Source organism: Paenibacillus tyrphae (assembly GCF_000722545.1).
GTDB classification, from domain to species: domain Bacteria; phylum Bacillota; class Bacilli; order Paenibacillales; family NBRC-103111; genus Paenibacillus_G; species Paenibacillus_G tyrfis.
In genome coordinates this window covers 53,716-72,412 of sequence record NZ_JNVM01000020.1, presented here as the reverse complement: position 1 = coordinate 72,412, position 18,697 = coordinate 53,716, and the positions used below count along the sequence as shown (strand labels likewise).

The following is an 18,697-nucleotide window of genomic DNA, read 5'->3' as shown; positions in this document are numbered from 1 at the left end:
GTGGTGTTGAACGGTTTGGTACTTTTGATTAGACGTCTTCCTGAAAGCGTACCGCTCACTGCGTTCATCTTGACCGCGCAATAAGTCCAAGTCCGAATCGAAATGCTCACTCACGCCTCCCCACAAGCCTCCCCTCCAAGAGTCCCCCGCAGCACCTCACATACATGCATTTACATTGCTTCTATCCAATGGCAGGACGACGACGAAGCCGCTTCCCAAACACAACGGCAAGGTAGACACGCGCGCGAGAAACATGCTATCATTACACTGTTTCCTAGCAAAAGTTTTCTATAATAATTTCATATCATATAGAGCAGGTGTCGATGTCCGTGAAAGCGGAATCGGCTTAAAAGGGAAGCCGGTGAGAATCCGGCACGGTCCCGCCACTGTAAGCGAGGAGTTTTTTCCGTATCGCGTACGCCACTGTTGCCAAGTCAATGGGAAGGCTGCGGAAAAAGCAACGAGACGCAAGTCAGGAGACCTGCCCGCTCTGTTGCGGCTGTTTCGTTCGACGACGGCCGGCAACGAAGTCACCACAAAACCTACGCGGATAGGGAGGTGTACGGGAGCGGTACAGGACAGGCAGCAAGGCTGGCGATCTGGCGTCACAGCGGCGCTCGTCGCACAAGTCAATGCTGGCTACACTCGTCTCAGCAACCTAAACTCGCACAAGCATCTTCCGATAAGGGAGATGCTTTTTTTGTTGCTCTCTCAGTTTCTGGAAAAAGAAATCGGCATGAGTCGCCAGTTCTTTGAATAGGGTTTATCGCATGGACAGACGGCGGGAGTACGTCAGTTACAGGCCTCGGAAGCCTTGTACTCCGTGAGGAAGCATACTTGACAGGAGGCGGCAATAAGATGAAGGGAAAATTGTCAGTCATCGGGTTCGGCCCCGGCAGCTTCGATCATATTACGAAACGGGCAAGGGAAGCAATCCAGGAAAGCGACGTCGTAATCGGCTACAACACGTATGTGGATTTGATCCGGGGGCTTTTGAACGAGCAGCAGGTGGTCCGCACCGGGATGACGGAGGAGGTCAGTCGGGCGCAGGAAGCGGTACGTCAAGCCGAGGCCGGGAAACGAGTGGCGGTTATCTCGAGCGGTGATTCGGGCGTGTACGGGATGGCCGGGCTCATTTACGAAGTATTGATGGAAAAAGGATGGCGGCGTGAGGAAGGCGTCGAAGTGGAGGTCGTTCCCGGCATTTCGGCGATCAACTCTGTGGCTTCACTGCTGGGCGCGCCGGTTATGCACGATGCCTGCACGATCAGCTTGAGCGACCATTTGACGCCGTGGGAGATCATCATTCGACGGGTAGAAGCGGCGGCTTCCGCCGATTTCGTGATTGCGCTGTACAATCCGCGTAGCGGCAGACGCACGCGGCAGATCGTCGAGACGCAGCGCGTGCTGCTCCAGTACCGGTCGCCGGATACGCCGGTCGGAATCGTGAAAAGCGCCTATCGCGAGCGCCAAGACGTAGTTATAACGACGCTTGGCAAAATGCTCGAGCACGACATCGGCATGCTGACGACGGTCATCATTGGCAATTCGACGACGGTCGTTTACGACGGGCTGATGATCACACCGCGCGGTTACCAGCGCAAGTATACGCTGGACGCCGACGTGCAGCCGCTCCGGCCGCACGAAAGGCTGCAGACGGAAGCGGAGCCTTGGTCGCTGGAAGCGCAGCAGGATGAAGCGTTCAAGAGCGTGAGCGAGGAAAATAAAGCGTTGGCAGTCGAATCACGTTCAGACGAATCGAGCGAGTCCGTGAAAGGCCCATACGTCGTCGATTCGATGCTCGATCCGCTGGGCGGACCGGCTTACGGAGCGAGAACGGACGGCGAATCGCCGTTGGCCCTTGCGCTGGAAGCGCTGCGGCTTGTCGATGCGCACCGGGGCGTTCCCGAGTCGGCTCAAGACGAGCGGAGCGGTTACCTGTTTAAGCAGGAGCAAATCCTGGAATTTGCCGTAAGCCCGGGGCTTGCGGAGAAAAAGCTGACGGCGCAGCAGCTCATGCTGCTTGCGGAAGTCGTTGGCGAGCACGGGACAATGGAATATACGCCGCATCATCAGATGCTCGTGCGCATTGCGACGTGGGAGCCGGAAAGCGTAACCGGAAGGCTTCGGGCTGCCGGACTGCTGCTTGCTCCGGTCGGCGATGTCGCGCAGATCAAGGCTTGCGATTTTTGTAATATGGATAAGGCCGATTCGGTACCGTACGCCGAAGAACTGCATCGTCGTTTGGGAGGCATACGCGTACCCAAGGAGCTCAAAATCGGCTTCAACGGATGCGGCATGGCCTGCTACGGCGCGGTGAAGGAAGATATTGGAATCGTGTACCGTAGGGAGAAATTCGATTTGTTCCTCGGGGGCAAAACGGTCGGACGCAACGCCCATGTGGCGCAGCCGGTCGCCGAAGGAATCGAGCCGGAGCGTTTGGTCGAAACGATCGAGCGCATTGTAGCGCGTTATGCGGTGGACGGGCATCCGAACGAGCGGTTTCATAAATTTTATAAACGCGTCAAGGAGCTGGAAGGCTACCGGTATCAGGAAGTGCCGGCGTTTCAGATCGAAAATGCGGTGTGTGGGGATTAGAGGTTTCGCGCCTTATGAAGGAACTGTTTAAAAAGGGATAAGCAACAATGAAAATGAGGAGGAAGCGCATGAACGCAGTATTGTTTGTTGGCCACGGCAGCCGGGACCCGGAAGGGAACGAGGAGATCCGGGAGTTTATCCGTTCGGTGGAAGGCCGTCTCGGGGAGCCGATCGTGGAGACGTGCTTCTTGGAATTCGAGGCGCCGTCCATTTCAAAAGGCATCGCCACATGCGTAGCGAGGGGAGCCACGCGGATCGCGGTGGTGCCGATTACGCTGTTTGCGGCTGGCCATGCCAAGCTGCATATTCCGGCAGCCATCGATGAAGCGAGATTGAGGTACCCGGCGGTGCAGTTTATGTACGGCCGTCCGATTGGGGTGCACGAGCTGGTGCTGGACATTTTGATCTCCAGGCTGACGGAAGCGGGTGTGGACGGCTTGGCCGGGGCGGACGATACGGCGCTTCTGGTCATCGGACGCGGCAGCAGCGATGCGGATGCGAACAGCGATTTATACAAAATCTCACGGCTGCTCTGGGAGCGGCTTAAGGTAAAATGGGTGGAGACGGCGTTTATCGGAGTGACGGCGCCGCTGGTGGACGAAGGAATCGAACGCTGTATCCGGCTTGGGGCGAAGCGGATCGTCCTGCTGCCTTACTTTTTGTTCACCGGCGTACTGATCAAGCGAATGGAGCAAATGACGGAAGCTTTTGCGGAGAAGTATCCGGATGAATCGTTTATCCTGGCCGAATACTTCGGGTTCCACCCGACGCTGCAAACGATTCTGCTGGAGCGGGCCCAAGAGGCGCTCCAAGGCGAAGCGCGGATGAACTGCGATATGTGTCAATACCGTCTTGAAGCGATGGAGCATCTGGACCACCATCATCACCACGATCATGAGCATGGACACGATCATCACCATCATCACCATCATGACCACGATCACGACCATGATCATCATCACGACCATGATCACCACCATGATCACGATCACGCGCATAACCACGATCATGATCATGAGCACCATCAGCCGGAAAGCGGCGGTATGAAGCCTGCGGGATCGCCGGAGGCGGCTGCGTCGAAAGAGGTGCTGTCATGATCGTCGTGCTGGCCGGGACGAGCGACGCTAGGGAGCTTGCGCAGCTCATCCGCGCGGCGGGCTATCCGCTCGTCGCCACCGTCGTGACCGAGAGCGCGGCCAAGAGCCTCGAAGACGCGGGGCTCGAGGTGCGCATGGGTCGACTTGACGCACACGGCTTGGCCGACTTGATCCGCAGCCGCAGCGCCCAAGCGGTGGTCGATGCGAGCCATCCGTTTGCGGAGGAAGCGTCCCGCAATGCGATGGCGGCGGCCGAGCAGGCAGGAGTGCCTTACATCCGCTACGAGCGCGAGCGCGGATCGTACGATGGGCACCCGCGGCTGTTTTTCGTCGACGATTACGAAGAGGCGGCCGAGCTGGCGGCGCAGAAGCGCGGGGTTATCATGCTGACGACGGGAAGCAAGACGCTGCAAATTTTTGCCGAGAAGCTGATCGGATTGCCGGACACGACGCTGGTGGCGCGCATGCTGCCGCGCAAGGACAATATGGAGAAATGCGAGCAGCTCGGCCTGGAGCAGAAGAACATTATCGCGATGCAGGGGCCTTTTTCCAAAGAGCTGAACCAGGCGCTGTACAAGCATTACGGCGTCAACGTCATCGTCACGAAGGAAAGCGGTAAGGTCGGCGCGGTAGAGGAAAAGCTGTCGGCGGCGCTCGAAATGGATATCGATACGATCGTCATCGGACGGCCGCAGCTGGAGTACGGCGAAGTATATTCGGATTTTGAAGGCGTCACGAACGCGTTAAACGCATTATTTCAGGAGGTGCGCGATTAATGGATTTTCGCACGGAATTTAAACCGCTTACCGTTCAACCGCAGGAAATCGAGGAAAAAAGCTTCGAAATGATCACGGAGGAGCTTGGCGAGCACAACTACACGGAAGAGCAGTTCAAGGTCGTACAGCGCGTCATTCACGCGTCGGCGGATTTTGAACTCGGGCGCAGCGTGGTGTTCCATCCCGATGCGATCCGCGCCGGGATCGAAGCGATCCGCAGCGGCAAGCCGGTCGTGGCGGACGTGCAGATGGTGCAGGTCGGTATCAGCAAGCCGCGGCTGGCCAAATATGGCGGCGACGTGCGGGTATACATTTCGGACGCGGATGTGATGGAGGAAGCGAAGCGGCTGAACACGACCCGTGCGATCATTTCCATACGGAAAGCGGCGCGGGAAGCGGACGGCGCGATTTATGCGATCGGCAACGCGCCGACGGCGCTGTTGGAGCTTATTCGCCTTGTCAAGGAAGGAGAGGCGCGTCCGGGACTGATCGTCGGCGTGCCGGTCGGCTTCGTATCGGCGGCGGAGTCCAAGGAAGAGCTGCTGAAGCTGGACGTACCGTTTATTACGAATATCGGGCGGAAGGGCGGCAGCCCGGTCGCAGTGGCGACCGTTAACGCGCTGTCGCTGCTCGCCGAACGGCAGGGATAACGCGATGGCGGACGGCGGGGAAAAGGAAACGAAGCCGCTCCGGCATGGCTATACGACGGGCGCCTGCGCGACGGCGGCGGCTCAAGCGGCGCTCGAGGCGCTGATTGTCCAGGAGTCCCAGACGCATGCGACCATTCGCCTGCCGATCGGGCAGGACGTGACGTTCGAAATCGTCGCCTGCGCTTATGCGTCCGATTGGGCGTCCGCCGAGGTGATCAAAGACGGCGGCGACGACCCGGACGCCACGCACGGCGCGCGGATCATCAGCGAGGTGTTCTGGCGCGAAGCGCCGGGGATCGAGATCGACGGCGGCGTCGGAGTCGGTCGGGTGACGAAGCCGGGGCTGCCCGTCGATGTCGGACAGGCGGCGATCAATCCGGTGCCGCGGAAAATGATCCGCGAAGCCGTCGAAGCGGTGCTGAACCGCTATGAGCTGCATCGCGGCGTGCGCGTGGTCGTCTCCGTGCCGGACGGTGAGGAGATTGCGAAGAAGACGCTCAACGCCCGGCTTGGCATCCTTGGTGGTATCTCGATTTTGGGGACGCGCGGCATTGTGGTGCCGTTCTCGACAGCCGCTTACAAAGCGAGCGTCGCGCAGGCGATCCGCGTGGCGGTGAAGGGCGGCTGCAGCCACGTGGTGCTGTCGACCGGCGGACGCAGCGAGAAGTTCGGCATGGAGCTGTATCCGGAGCTGCCGGAGGAAGCGTTTGTCGAGATGGGCGATTTCGTCGGCTTTGCGATTCAGCAATGTGTGCGACAGGGCATTAGCAAAATTACCCTTGTCGGCATGATGGGTAAATTTTCCAAAGTAGCGCAGGGCGTCATGATGGTTCATTCGAAGAGCGCCTCGGTCGATTTCGGATTTCTGGCGCGCATGGCGGAGGAAGCGGGAGCGCCGGAGGCGGCCGTCAAGGAAATTTTGGAAGCGAATACGGCGGCGCAGGTCGGCGATCAGATGCAGGCGCTGGGCTGTACCGCATTTTTCGACGTGATGTCCGGTCACTGCTGCCGGGAGTCGCTGCGGGAAGCGGGGGCGCTTGGACCCGAAGCGAAGCTGCGGACGCCGCTGGAAGTCGAGACGGTGATCATTTCGATGAAGGGTGCGCTGTTGGGGCGCAAAAGCATGACGAACGAGCTTTAAGGGTCTGTTTTGCAGAGAGGGCTACGATTGACCGGACGTGGACTCCGGCAGGTGAGCGAGAAGGAAAGGGGTACATGCATGGGAGAAAAAAGCGCAGTGATCGGGATTGGCGACGACGGAGCGGCAGGCTTGCCGCAGGCGTATCTCGATCGGATTCGGCAAGCCGAGCTATTGATCGGCGGGGAGCGGCAGCTTCATTTTTTTGCTGATTCGGCCGCTGAAAAGGTCGTGCTCAAAAGCGGGCTGTCCGAGCTGACGGAGCGCCTGAGGTCGGAAACCCGGAACGCGGTGGTGCTGGCTTCGGGCGATCCGTTGTTTTACGGGATCGGAGGCTATTTGGCCGGCAAGCTGCCCGGGCGGGTGGAGGTTTACCCGCAAGTGAGCTCACTGCAGCTTGCTTTTGCGCGGATCGGCGAGAGCTGGCAGGACGCCGTAGTCGTCAGTGCACACGGACGCAGCATACAAGGGCTAGCGCAGCGGATCGACGGCGCGAAAAAAGTGGCGCTGCTCACGGACGAGCATAATACGCCGGGGGCGATTGCACGATATTTGCTCAATTACGGCATGACCGAGTACGACGCGTTCGTCGGCGAAAACCTCGGCGGACCTGCCGAGCGGACGGGCTGGTTCGGGCTGCAGGAGCTGGCCGATATGGCCGAGACGCACTTTTCGCCACTTAATGTCGTCGTGCTGCGGATGAGCAAAGACGCCGAACCGCCGCGCTGGGCGCTGGGCATCGAGGATGGAGAGTTTGCGCAGCGAAAGCCGGACAAAGGGCTCATCACGAAAAAGGAAGTCCGAGTGCTCAGCTTGGCGGCCCTGCAGTTGAAGCGGAACAGCGTCGTTTGGGATATCGGCACCTGCACGGGTTCGGTCGCGATCGAAGCGGCGAAGCTATGCCGGGAAGGCGCGGTGTACGCCATCGAAAAGAACGAGGGCGATCTGGACAATTTTCACGAGAACGCCCGCAAATTCCGTACGGACATTACCGCCGTGCACGGCAAAGCGCCGCAAGGGCTGGATCAGTTTCCCGATCCTGACGCGGTCTTTATCGGCGGCAGCGGCGGCGAACTGCGCGAACTGCTCGCCGTGTGCTGTGCCCGGCTGAAGCCGGAAGGGCGGATCGTGCTGAACGCGGTGACGATCGAGAATTTGTCCGCCGCGGCGGAAGCTTTTGCCGAGGAAGGGTTCGTGACGGACATTACGCTGACCCAGGTGAGCCGCAGCAAGCCGATTTTGGACATGACGCGGTTTGAAAGCTTGAATCCGGTATACATCATTGCGGCGCGGAAGCGGACGGATAAAGGAGAGGATGGAACGGATGAGTAAGCTGGGCACGTTGTACGGATTGGGCGTGGGACCAGGGGACCCCGAGTTGATTACGGTGAAGGCGTTCCGCCTGCTGAAGGAGTCGCCGGTAATCGCCTACCCCCGAAAGAAATCCGGGGCCAAGAGCTACGCTTTGGCGATTACGGAGCTGTACGTCGATACCCGGGAGAAGGAAATGGTCGGCCTGACCTTCCCGATGACGAAGGACCGCGAAGCGCTGGAGAAGCAGTGGAACAAAACGGTCGACACGGTTTGGGGCTATCTCAGCCAAGGGCAAAATGTCGCGTTCGTCACGGAAGGCGATCCGATGCTGTACAGCACCTACATTCACCTGATGCGGCTCATGAAGGAGCGTCATCCCGAGGTGGAAGCCGTATCCATACCTGGGATTTCGTCTGTGCTTGCTGCTGCGTCGAGGCTCGGTCTGCCGCTGGCAGACGGAGACGAGCAGGTGGCCGTCGTGCCGGCGACCGACGATTACGATGCGATGCGCCGGGCGGTTGAAACGCACGACTGCGTCGTGTTCATCAAGGTAGCGAAGGTCATCGACCTGATGCTGACCGTGCTGCGCGATCTGGGGCTGGTCGACAAGGCGGCCGTCTTGACCAAGGTAACCTCTGCGGAGGAGCTGATCTGGCGCAACATTGAGGAGCTGGCCGGACGGGAGCTGGAATATTTGACGCTGATGGTGGTGAGAAAATAGATGAAAATTTATATTATCGGAGCCGGTCCCGGCGACCCGGATTTGATTACCGTCAAAGGACTGCGCATTCTGCAGGAAGCGGACGTCGTGCTGTATACGGACTCTCTCGTCAATGAGGAGTTGATTGCCCGGGCGAAGCCAGAGGCGGAGGTGCTGCAAAGCGCTGGCATGAGCCTGGAGGACATGGTCGCGGTCATGACCGACCGAGTCAAAGCGGGCAAGCTCGTCGCCCGGGTGCATACCGGCGATCCGGCCGTGTTCGGGGCGATTATGGAGCAAAAGGCGCTGCTCGCCAAAGAAGGCATCTCCTGCGAGATCATCCCGGGCGTCAGCTCGGTGTTTGCGTCCGCGGCCGCGGTCGGAGCGGAGCTGACGATCCCGGATCTGACACAGACGCTGATTTTGACGCGGGCCGAAGGACGCACCCCGGTGCCGGACCGCGAGCAGTTGAAAGAGCTGGCGTCGCATCACTGTACGATCGCGCTGTTCCTCAGTGCGACGCTGACCAAAAAAGTCGTGCGCGAGTTGACCGAAGCCGGATGGAGCCTGGATACGCCGGTAGCGGTCGTGCAGCGGGCGACGTGGCCGGATCAATTGATCGTCCGCACGACGCTGGAGAAGCTGGACGAGGATATGCGGACGAACGGCATCCGCTCGCATGCGATGATTTTGGCCGGGTGGGCACTTGACCCGAATATCCACGAGAAGGACGAATACCGCTCCAAGCTGTACGATAAAACGTTCACTCACGGCTACCGCAAAGGAGTGAAGGAATGATGAGCGCGAAGGGCGGAGACGGAGAGCGGGACGTTATGGGGACGGAGGCAACGTCGGCCGCAGCTTCGAAAGGAGCGGTAAGCAACACGCCCACAGACGCAACAGGCGGGGCTCAGCCCGTTGTTCTGCAAGAAGGCATAATCCCGACGGTCCGCTTGAACGGCGATTACGCCGTCGTCGCCATTACGAAGCACGGCGTGGAGCTGGCAAGGCGTTTGCAGAGCACGTTTTCCCATGCCGACGTGTATTACATGTCCAAATTCGCGCGAGGCGACGAGGCGACCAAAGGCATCCAATTGTTCGAGGGCAGCGTGCGGCTGCTGTTTCCCGCGCTGTTCCCGGCGTACAAGGGGATCATTTGCATCATCTCGCTCGGCGCGGTAGTCCGGATGATCGCGCCGCTGCTGGAGGATAAAAAGAAAGACCCCGGCATCGTCGTCATCGACGACAAAGGGGAGCATGTCATCAGCGTGCTGTCGGGTCATCTGGGCGGAGCCAACGAGCTGACACGCGAGGTGGCGGCGGCGCTGGGCGCAAGACCCGTGCTGACGACCGCGTCGGACGTGCAGAAGACGATCGCCGTCGATTTGTTCGGCCGCCGCTTCGGCTGGACGTGGGAATCGGCCGACAAGCTGACGCCGGTCAGCGCTTCCGTCGTCAACGAAGAGCGCGTCGCGGTCGTCCAAGAGTCCGGCGAGCCGGACTGGTGGCTGTACGACACGCCGCTGCCGCAGACGATCCGGGTGTACGACGACGTGCGGAGCGCACTGGCGAACAAGCCGCAGGCGGCGCTGGTCGTGACGCACCGGCTGCTGGAGGCCAACGAGGAAGCGATTCTCGCCAACGGCGTGCTGTACCGGCCGAAGGTGATCGCGCTCGGCATCGGCTGCAACCGCGGAACGTCTGCAGAGGAGATCGAAGCGGTGATCCGCGAGACGCTCGAAGAGCTGCGCTTTTCGATCCACAGCGTCAAAGCGGTCTGCACGATCGATCTGAAAAAAGACGAGGAGGGGCTGCTCGCCGTCTGTGCCAAATACGGATGGCCCCTCGAATGCTACACGCCGGGCGAATTGAACGAGATGCCGATGGAAGAGCCGTCAGACACGGTGTTCAAGTTCACCGGCGCTTACGGAGTCAGCGAGCCTGCGGCCAAACGTTACACCGGCGCGGAGCGGCTGGCGCTGACCAAGAAGAAAAGCGGCAACGTAACGATTTCCGTCGGCCTCCTGGCGTTTGGGAAGTAGCCACGCGCACGCTGCTGCTGTTCGGAAGCATAAAAACGGAAATTTCAGCTTTGCTGCGGAAAGGAGCCGATGAACCTCATGAGCGAATCTAGAGCGCACCGAAGCCTCGTCGTTGCCGGAACGGGAAGCGGAGCGGGCAAAACGACCGTCACCCTCGGCCTCATGGCGGCACTCCGCCGCCGGGGAATGACGGTGCAGGGCTTCAAATGCGGCCCGGACTATATCGATCCGACCTATCATAAGGCGGTGACGGGCAGACCGTCCCGCAATTTGGACAGCTGGATGCTAACCTCAGACACGGTGAAGGAAATTTACGCCCGGTCTTCCCGGGATGCGGACATTTCGATCATCGAAGGCGTGATGGGATTTTACGACGGCAAAGATCCGTTGTCCAATACGGGAAGCACGGCGGAAATCAGCCTGCTGCTCGATTGTCCCGTCCTGCTCGTCGTCAACTGCCAGAGCATGGCCCGCAGCGCCGCGGCCATCGTCAAAGGCTTCCAGTGCCTTGAACCGCGCGCACGCGTCGCCGCCGTATTCGCCAACAAGGTCGGCAGCGACGGCCATTACCGGATCGTGAAGGAAGCGATCGAGCAGGAATGCGGCATTCCCGTTATCGGATACATGAAGCGGGAGGACTCGCTTTCCGTTCCCGAACGGCATCTGGGTCTGGTGCCGTCCATCGAGCGCGGGGAGCTTGGCGGCTTGTTCGAAACGCTGGCTGACCGGATCGATCAGACGGTCGATATGGATCGTCTGCTGGAGCTGGCGCAAGCGTCCGAGCCTCCGGCCGTCCCGCAGCCGCGCTTGTTCGCCGAGCCGTCCCGCCGTTATGGCGTACGGATGGCGGTTGCCCGGGACGCCGCATTTCATTTTTATTACCCGGAAAATTTGGAGCTGCTGGAGTTGTACGGAGCGGAGCTTGTCTATTTCTCGCCGCTGGCGGGTGAACCGCTGCCGGAAGACGTGCAGGGCTTGTATATCGGCGGCGGATTCCCCGAGGAGTTTGCCGAGCGGCTCAGTGCCCAGACGCAGGTCACGGACTCGATCCGCAGCGCCGTGGAGCGCGGGCTTCCGACGCTGGCAGAATGCGGCGGCTTTATGTATTTGACCGGGGCGATCGGAGATACGCAGGGGAGAAGCTACCCGATGCTGGGCCTCGTCCCGGGTCAAGTGACGATGCAGAGCAAGCTGGCGGCGCTCGGACTGCGGGAGGTCACAGGGGCGGAAGGCAACTTTCTGCTGCCTGCAGGGGAGACGGCCCGCGGGCACGAGTTCCATTACTCGGTCTACGAGCCGCAGGCGGAGCTGCCCCACGCTTACGAGACGAAGGGACTGCGCGGCGTGAAAAAGGACGGCTGCCTGCTCCATCAGACGGTAGCCGGCTACACGCATTTGCATTTTGCTTCGAATCCCGGTATCGTGACGCGCTGGCTGGAATGCTGCGAAGCGTACGGCCGGTAGAATGAGAAAAGAGGGCTAATCGGCGGTCGGTCGCACGACGCGTTTATTGGCCCTTTTTGGCGTGTATTGCTTCAAAATGGCTAAATCGTCCATTGATCATGAACGATGCCGACCAAATACCAAACCTCAGCGTGCTGTTGGAACACGAGCCTCAGACTGCTCCAGCCCATTTCGTTATGGTCCGCATCGCGGCTGAAATGGTACTCGACAAAGATCGAATTCGGATAGGCCTCGCGAATGTTAATGACCGAGTTACCCTGCCTCACGATCTCGTTGTAACCGATTTTTTCCGGCTTCGCATAATCTCGGTCGTATACGAAACGTTTGTAATAGTCTTGAAACGTCAGCTGGATCGGAGCGCCGCTGCCGTCATAGGTTCCCCAAGTATTCACAGTCTTGTCTTGAAGCAGCCCCGGAAGCTGTCCGGCTTTAAAAACCAAGTCGTGCTTTACATCAACCGTAGCATACGGGGAGAACCGGATACCTTTTTCAGGGTGGACGTATCGCTTTAGCTGTTTCATATCTTGATGCTTGAGTGCTTCAATGACAGCTTCTGCTTCACCGGCAATGACTTTTTCCGCCGCATCCGGCGATAACGTCACGTTACCCTTTTGACCCGGCTCGTCAATGGATACGGTCTGTGAAGAGGAATCCGTTTGGAGGGAGGATGCGACCGGGGCGAGAAGCAGCATCAACCCCAATAAAACCCCATGAACAAGCACGAAACTTCACCTCTATTTCTCAAGGAAAATTGGACTAGCTTAAGGTTTACTGCGGCCCGTATAGTTATGTATATTATCGATTTCCGGAGCGAAACAGCGTCTCGCCGACAAATCCGCCTTCTCCCGCACCGGGCGGACAAGCGAATACGGCGCTGGACACATGCGAAGTGAATTTATTGAGCGCATCGAGCTTCGCAAGCAGGGACAGCATGGGTATGAACTGCTGCTTGACGCTCCGCTGAAAGCTGATAAAAAAGAGGCCGGCATCCCACCCGCCTGTCCCTGCGTCGATCCCTTCGACGTAGGAATAAGCCCGGCGAAGCATTTTCGTTCCCGCGCTGCGGGCCAGCCACACATGCGAGCTCGCCGGAAATTGGCTCAGCGGAGCAGGATCGAATTCGTTCTTTTTGCCAAAAGGAGCGCCGCTCTCCTTCAGCCGGCCGAAGGTGATCTCCTGCTCGGCCAGCGTGGCCCGGTCCCACGGCTCCAGAAACATGCGAATTTTGCGTGCGACCAAATAAGTGCCGTTCGCCATCCATGCGGGCGCGTCGGACGATGATACCCAGACGTGCTGCGATCTCGCCGCGTCTGAATCGAGTTCGCGGTTGGCCGTGCCGTCCTTGAATCCAAAAAGATTTCTCGGCGTCTGCCCGTCAGGTGCTCCGATGTAGCCGCTCTGAACCCACCGGATTCCCGCGGTGCCCTTGGAGGCTTTGGCAAGGTTGCGAATCGCATGGAAAGCGACGCCCGGATCGTCTGCGCAAGCTTGTACCCCGATATCTCCGCCGCACCATTGCGGGTCGAGCCGGTCGCCGGGCATAGGCGGAATATCGGATAGCTCGGCCGGCTGCTCGGAGGCGAGGCCGAAGCGGTCTTTGCCGTTGCTCTGGAACAACGTGGGCCCGAACCCGAACGTGAGGGTCAGATTCGAGGGGGAGAGCCCCTTCGTTTCTCCGGTATCCGTCGGCGGCGAGGTAACGTCTCCGCCTTCTCTCAGAGGCTTCCCTGCTGTCATTACGGCGCTGGCCGCGGACCATTCTTGCAATAATTTCAATAGCTGCCCGGCATCCTGATGCAAAATATCGAATGCGGCGAAGCATACGTACGACTGCTGAGGGGTGACGATCCCGGCCTGTTGCGGACCATAAAAAGGGATCGCATCGCTCGCCCCTGCTTGAGGCTTCGTCGCTGACATGCCGGAGCCCGGGCCCGGATCGGCTCGTTTAAGAGACATTAGGGTTGCCATCCCGCTCATGCCCAGCACAACGCCGGTTCCGGCAATGGTAGTCAGCTTGAGCATATCGCGGCGGCTGATCGATTCACTCTCCCTTTCTGGCCGCTCTTCTCTGGCATCATTCTTTTCTTCCTCTGGCGTACTGTTCATTGGAAAAGCCCCCTTGTTTTTATGCTTCAAAGCCCCGATGAGTCGGTACTGTTTCGGTACAGCATGGCATCAACCCGATGCAGGAAAATGGCCGGCCTTTTCCGCGCTAACCGACATTATGGCTTTTTACGTTGTATTAGGACGAATAAAAGAGACCAAACGGTTTCTTTTTTTACAGTAATTCAGAATCCAGCTGTTTTCAACCGTCTCATGTTACGAATTTGCGACAGCCGTATCTTGCCACAGAGATCTGCGAGTTAAAAAGGGGAGCTAAGGTGGTAAGCTGAAAAATGTCATTGACTGCCAATATAACACGTGTTATTTTAAGCGTAGGAGGGGATTCGGTTTTGAAACGCGTAACAAGCTTTGACGTGGCGGCAAAAGCCGGCGTCTCCCGCAGCGTCGTCTCTGCGGTGCTTAACGGCACGCCGGGGATTGGCGTTAGCGAGGAGAAGCGGCGCGCCGTCCTGCAGGCAATCGAGGAGCTGAATTACGTCGTCGATGCGCAGGCCCAAGGGATGCGTACCGGACGCAGCCGCTGCATTGCGGCTTGCGGCGATCTGCGCAATCCGCTTTTCGCGCAAATGCTGGAAGGACTGCAAAAGGCTTGCGCCAAGCAAGGGTACCACGTCCTGCTGTACGGCGGCACCCAGCTTGCCTCCGATCAGCAAGGCCTGATGGAGCTGTTCCTGCAGCGCCGGATCGACGGCATCGTCACCAAGGACTCGACGAGTTTTCAGGACGACGAGTGGCGGCAGCAAGTCGAACGCCACCGCATTCCTTACGTGTCGGTGGAGGGGTATCCGGAAACCGCGGAGGTAGCCTCCATTCAGATGGACTACGTCCAAAGCATCCGGACCGCGCTCGATTATGCGTGGAGCAAGCTCGGCAAACCTTTGACCTACGTCGAGCTGTACAATGGCCCCGGGCATCGGCCGAACTGGGGGGACCGGAAGCGGACGGAGGCTTACGCCGGTTGGATGCGGGAGCGGGGCATGGAGCCGCGCATCCAGATTAAGCCGCAGGCCGAATGGCCGGAGGACAGCGGCTGGTGGCGGGAGCTGCTGCGCAGCGGGTCCGAAGCGCCTGGCTGCTTGACGAACTGGTCGCGTGCGGCGGTGTCTTTGTACCGCGCCGCTTTTGAGTCGGGGATGCGCATCGGTCAAGATTTCTTCGTGATGGCTGCGGACAATACGGAACGGCTGAATGCGGGGCTGGTGCCCTCGTTAAGCGCGGTGGAGGTGCCTTATGCGGAAATGGGCGAAGCTGCGGGAAATCGGCTGATCGAATACATCGAGGAGCGGCGAGAACGGACCGATACGGCCCGCATATGGCTGCCGGCCAAGCTGATGGCGCGGGAAAGTTTGTAACTCCCGCGCCAGCCGCTACGCGATGATTAACATAATATTTTTTTGTCGCAATATAACACGTGTTATTTCGTGCTTTAACCATTCATTTTGTACTGAGAGGATGATCGGTCATGTTATGGACGGAAGAGAAGCTTACGGCGCGCATTCAGGAGCTGGACCGGTTTCGCTATCGCGATGATCGAGACGTTGCCGCCATGTCGCGGCGGTTCGACACGGAGGGAAGAATCGCCGCCTATCCGCCGGAGGAAGGCGAATGGGAGCCCGTGCAGATTGGCGATCGTTGGACGGGGCGCGATCTGTATATGTGGCTGGCCTTTGACATGGAGATTCCTGCCGCTTGGTCGGGCAAGAAAATACTCGGCCGCTTCGATTTCGGCCGCACGGGCGGGGGCGGCAACAGCGGCTTTGAGTCGCTGCTGTTTTTGAACGGGGAGCCTTATCAGGGGGTGGATACGAACCATGGCGAAGTGTTCCTTCCGCCGGACACCGCAGGCACCACGGTGCGCTTCCGCTTCCGGCTGTGGTCCGGACTGAACGGCTACGGGCCCGCCGCTCCGATCGAGAATCGGCTCCGTCTTGCGAAGCTGTGTTGGCTGGACGAAGCGGCGGACGACTTGTTTTACACCGCCCGCGCGGTGCTTCAAACCGTCGAACGGCTCGGCGAGCACCAGCCGGAACGCCACGAGCTGCTGTCGGCGCTCGACCGGGCTTTCCTGCACATCGACTGGTCGTCTCCCGGCTCGGCGCCGTTCTATGCCTCACTCGAAGCCTCGCGCAATCTCCTGCGCCAGCAGCTGGACGCTATCCCCAAGCATCATCCGATCACGGTCCGCTGCATCGGGCATACGCACATCGACGTCGCCTGGCTGTGGCGGCTTAAGCATACGCGCGAGAAGGCGGCGCGGTCGTTCTCTACCGTGCTTCGCCTGATGGAGCTATACCCGGATTACGTCTTTTTGCAAACGCAGCCGCAGCTTTACGAATACCTGCAAACCGATTACCCGGCGCTGTACGAGCAAATCCGCGAGCGGGTCGCCGAAGGACGCTGGGAAGCGGGCGGCGCGATGTGGCTCGAAGCGGACTGCAACCTGACGTCGGGCGAATCGCTGGTGCGCCAGCTGCTGTACGGCACACGTTTTTTCCGGGAGCAGTTCGGCGTCGAATGCCGCTACCTGTGGCTGCCTGACGTGTTTGGCTACAGCTGGGCGCTGCCGCAAATATTGAAGAAGTCCGGCATCGACATGTTCATGACGACGAAAATCAGCTGGAACCAGTACAACCGCATGCCGCACGATACGTTCCAGTGGCGGGGGATCGACGGCAGCGAGGTGCTGACTCATTTCATCACGACGCCCGATCCGGGCGGCGATGAGGGAGCTTTCTATTACACGTATAACGGCAGCATTACCCCCGACTCCGTGCAGGGGATCTGGGAAGGCTACCGCGACAAGGAGCTGAACCGGCATCTGCTGCTGTCTTACGGCTATGGGGACGGCGGAGGCGGCGTAAACCGCGAGATGCTGGAGATGCGCCGCCGGCTCGAGTCGATGCCCGGGCTGCCGCATGTCACGACGGGGCGGGTTGACGACTATTTTGCCGAGCTTCAGGGGCAAATGGCCTCCACTGACCGGTATGTCCACACATGGGACGGGGAGCTGTACTTGGAGCTTCATCGGGGGACCTATACGAGCCAAGCCTACAATAAGCGGGCGAACCGGAAGCTGGAGCTGCTGTACCGCGAAACGGAGTGGCTGATCGTGCTCTCCGCGCTGCACGGGGCAGGTTGGTCAAGCTACCCGCAAAGCCGTCTATACGAAGGCTGGAAAATCATTTTACGCAACCAGTTTCACGACATCATTCCCGGTTCGTCGATTGGCGAAGTGTATGAGGACTGCCGGAAGGAATACGCCGAAGCGTTCGGTATCGGCTGCGAGGCGTGGATACGGGCGGCCGAAGGATTGATCCCTGACGGAACATCGGCAGCCGGGCATCCTGCGGAAACGGTAAACGGAACGCTGGCGGCGGCTTTCGAATCGGCGTCCCCGGAATCCGCCAAGCAAGTCTCCGACGAACCCGGCGTGTCGAACATCCGCTATGTCACGCTGTTTAACGGGGCGTCTTGGGAGCGGGCCGATACCGTTCGCCTGACGGCTCGTCCCGGTATGGAACAGGGCTGCTGGTGGGATGCTCAGGGCCGCACGCTTGCATCCCAGCGATCGGGCGGCGATTGGCTCGTAAATGGGGACGGTCTGCCGTCCATGGGCTATACTGTCCTGCAGTTTGAAGCGGTAAGCGTCGTCAGTGAGGCTAGGCCGGAAACCGGAAGCTCGCCTTTTCAGATTGGGGCCAGCAGCCTGTCCACGCCGTTCTATGACATCGAATGGAACGAACAAGGTCAGCTGACGCGCCTTTACGATAAGGCCGCCGAGCGCGAGGTACTGGCACAGGGGCAAGCGGGTAACGTGCTGCAAGTGTTCGAGGATAAACCGAAGGGACGTCATGAGGCTTGGGACATCGATATTTTTTATCGGGAAAAAATGGAGCCGGTCAGCGTTCTGACACGGGCCGAAGTGACGGAAACCGGCGCCGTCCGGGTGGTCGTGCGTTTCGAATGGACGTATCGGCAATCGACCGTTGCACAGGACATGATTTTGTATGCGGCAAGCCGCCGGATCGACTTCGTGACGAACGTCGATTGGCACGAGCAGCGGAAGCTGCTCAAGGTCGCTTTTCCGGTCGAGATCCGCGCCACCGAAGCGACCTACGACATTCAATTCGGGAACGTAAAGCGTCCGACGCATTGGAACACGAGCTGGGATTATGCGCGTTTTGAAACGGTCGGGCATCAGTGGGCCGATCTGTCCGAGCGCAATTACGGCGTCAGCCTGCTGAACGACTGCAAATACGGCTACGACATCAAGGATAACATCATCCGCTTGTCGCTAATCAAATCGGCGATGGTGCCGGACCCGCATGCCGATCAAGGAGAGCATCGGTTCACATACGCACTGCTGCCTCACGAAGGCGAATGGCATCAAGGCCGAACCGTGCAGGAGGCATGGTCGCTGAACAATCCGGTGACCGCCGTATACGGCAAGCCGGAGCGGAGCGCCTTGTCGCTGCTTTCCTTGTCTGGTGCCGCATCGGGGCATGTCATGATCGATGCGGTCAAAAAGGCCGAAGACCGCGAAGCCGTCATCGTGCGGCTGCATGAGTTCGCCGGAATCCGGGGCGAGGTGAAGCTGGCAAGCGATCTGCCGGTCGAGACTTGGCAGGAGCTGGACCTGATGGAACGCCCGGCAGGCGAGAGACAGGCAGGGGGCGCGATTGATTTTGCCATCAAGCCATACGAGATCAAGACGCTGCTGTTGCAGATGAACGGATACTAAAAAATAGAAAAAGGATAGAGGCGGCAGAAACAGGTCTGCTGCTCTATCCTTTT

The 18,697-nt window shown here is 59.4% G+C and carries 14 protein-coding genes and 1 riboswitch; of the genes, 12 read left to right on the top strand and 2 right to left on the bottom strand.

Annotated elements, in window-relative coordinates; translation table 11 throughout:
* The first annotated feature begins 298 nt into the window (after positions 1-298).
* Positions 299-503, top strand: a riboswitch (cobalamin riboswitch).
* A 355-nt stretch (positions 504-858) separates the two neighbouring features.
* From cobJ to ET33_RS23565, 10 genes are all read left to right on the top strand, one after another.
* Entirely contained in the window at positions 859-2,598 is a 1,740-nt protein-coding gene (gene cobJ, locus ET33_RS23610) for a precorrin-3B C(17)-methyltransferase (protein ID WP_036687665.1), read from the top strand.
* Between the two features lie 68 nt (positions 2,599-2,666).
* Positions 2,667-3,695 carry a sirohydrochlorin chelatase gene (locus ET33_RS23605; RefSeq protein WP_036687663.1) on the top strand — a complete coding sequence of 343 codons (1,029 nt, stop codon included), beginning with the start codon at positions 2,667-2,669 and terminating at the stop codon, positions 3,693-3,695.
* Positions 3,692-4,471, top strand: coding sequence for a precorrin-6A reductase (gene cobK, locus ET33_RS23600; RefSeq protein ID WP_036687661.1), 780 nt, complete (start codon positions 3,692-3,694; stop codon positions 4,469-4,471). The genes ET33_RS23605 and cobK overlap by 4 nt, the downstream gene beginning before the upstream one ends.
* Positions 4,471-5,121, top strand: coding sequence for a precorrin-8X methylmutase (locus tag ET33_RS23595; protein ID WP_036687659.1), 651 nt, complete (start codon positions 4,471-4,473; stop codon positions 5,119-5,121). Before cobK ends, ET33_RS23595 begins: the two co-directional genes overlap by 1 nt.
* Before the next feature lie 4 nt (positions 5,122-5,125).
* Positions 5,126-6,262: a cobalt-precorrin-5B (C(1))-methyltransferase gene (locus tag ET33_RS23590; protein ID WP_036687657.1), complete on the top strand. Its 1,137-nt coding sequence runs from the start codon at positions 5,126-5,128 to the stop codon at positions 6,260-6,262.
* 78 nt (positions 6,263-6,340) lie between these two features.
* A complete protein-coding gene (locus ET33_RS23585) occupies positions 6,341-7,591 on the top strand; it encodes a bifunctional cobalt-precorrin-7 (C(5))-methyltransferase/cobalt-precorrin-6B (C(15))-methyltransferase (protein WP_036687655.1) in 1,251 nt (416 codons plus the stop codon).
* A complete protein-coding gene (cobI, locus tag ET33_RS38560) occupies positions 7,584-8,294 on the top strand; it encodes a precorrin-2 C(20)-methyltransferase (protein ID WP_036687654.1) in 711 nt (236 codons plus the stop codon). The genes ET33_RS23585 and cobI overlap by 8 nt, the downstream gene beginning before the upstream one ends.
* Positions 8,295-9,071, top strand: a complete 777-nt coding sequence (gene cobM / locus ET33_RS38555) for a precorrin-4 C(11)-methyltransferase (protein WP_036687652.1) — start codon at positions 8,295-8,297, stop codon at positions 9,069-9,071.
* Complete coding sequence (locus ET33_RS23570) at positions 9,071-10,315, top strand: cobalt-precorrin 5A hydrolase (RefSeq protein WP_235206802.1); 1,245 nt, start codon at positions 9,071-9,073, stop codon at positions 10,313-10,315. The genes cobM and ET33_RS23570 overlap by 1 nt, the downstream gene beginning before the upstream one ends.
* A gap of 78 nt (positions 10,316-10,393) precedes the next feature.
* A complete protein-coding gene (locus ET33_RS23565; protein WP_036687650.1) occupies positions 10,394-11,779 on the top strand; it encodes a cobyrinate a,c-diamide synthase in 1,386 nt (461 codons plus the stop codon).
* Between the two features lie 80 nt (positions 11,780-11,859).
* Here the strand turns inward: ET33_RS23565 and ET33_RS23560 are convergent, their stop codons facing one another.
* Together ET33_RS23560 and efeB are read right to left on the bottom strand one after the other, a co-directional pair.
* Positions 11,860-12,501 (bottom strand): hypothetical protein, encoded by a 642-nt coding sequence (locus ET33_RS23560; protein ID WP_051775554.1) that lies wholly within the window; start codon positions 12,499-12,501, stop codon positions 11,860-11,862.
* A gap of 73 nt (positions 12,502-12,574) precedes the next feature.
* Positions 12,575-13,885, bottom strand: a complete 1,311-nt coding sequence (efeB, locus tag ET33_RS23555) for an iron uptake transporter deferrochelatase/peroxidase subunit (RefSeq protein ID WP_036687648.1) — start codon at positions 13,883-13,885, stop codon at positions 12,575-12,577.
* Between the two features lie 347 nt (positions 13,886-14,232).
* On the opposite strand from efeB, the gene ET33_RS23550 reads away from it, so the two are divergent.
* Positions 14,233-15,255, top strand: coding sequence for a LacI family DNA-binding transcriptional regulator (locus ET33_RS23550; RefSeq protein ID WP_036687646.1), 1,023 nt, complete (start codon positions 14,233-14,235; stop codon positions 15,253-15,255).
* Positions 15,256-15,365: 110 nt separating this feature from the next.
* On the top strand, positions 15,366-18,644 hold the full coding sequence (locus ET33_RS23545; protein ID WP_036687645.1) for an alpha-mannosidase: 3,279 nt from the start codon (positions 15,366-15,368) through the stop codon (positions 18,642-18,644).
* The last annotated feature ends 53 nt before the right edge of the window (positions 18,645-18,697 follow it).

Coding starts and splice junctions, on each gene's coding strand:
- ET33_RS23565 (WP_036687650.1), top strand. CDS start 10,394: ATGAGCGAATCTAGAGCGCACCGAAGCCTCGTCGTTGCCGGAACGGGA.
- ET33_RS23545 (WP_036687645.1), top strand. CDS start 15,366: ATGTTATGGACGGAAGAGAAGCTTACGGCGCGCATTCAGGAGCTGGAC.
- ET33_RS23595 (WP_036687659.1), top strand. CDS start 4,471: ATGGATTTTCGCACGGAATTTAAACCGCTTACCGTTCAACCGCAGGAA.
- cobI (WP_036687654.1), top strand. CDS start 7,584: ATGAGTAAGCTGGGCACGTTGTACGGATTGGGCGTGGGACCAGGGGAC.
- ET33_RS23590 (WP_036687657.1), top strand. CDS start 5,126: ATGGCGGACGGCGGGGAAAAGGAAACGAAGCCGCTCCGGCATGGCTAT.
- cobJ (WP_036687665.1), top strand. CDS start 859: ATGAAGGGAAAATTGTCAGTCATCGGGTTCGGCCCCGGCAGCTTCGAT.
- efeB (WP_036687648.1), bottom strand. CDS start 13,885: ATGAACAGTACGCCAGAGGAAGAAAAGAATGATGCCAGAGAAGAGCGG.
- ET33_RS23585 (WP_036687655.1), top strand. CDS start 6,341: ATGGGAGAAAAAAGCGCAGTGATCGGGATTGGCGACGACGGAGCGGCA.
- cobM (WP_036687652.1), top strand. CDS start 8,295: ATGAAAATTTATATTATCGGAGCCGGTCCCGGCGACCCGGATTTGATT.
- ET33_RS23570 (WP_235206802.1), top strand. CDS start 9,071: ATGAGCGCGAAGGGCGGAGACGGAGAGCGGGACGTTATGGGGACGGAG.
- ET33_RS23605 (WP_036687663.1), top strand. CDS start 2,667: ATGAACGCAGTATTGTTTGTTGGCCACGGCAGCCGGGACCCGGAAGGG.
- cobK (WP_036687661.1), top strand. CDS start 3,692: ATGATCGTCGTGCTGGCCGGGACGAGCGACGCTAGGGAGCTTGCGCAG.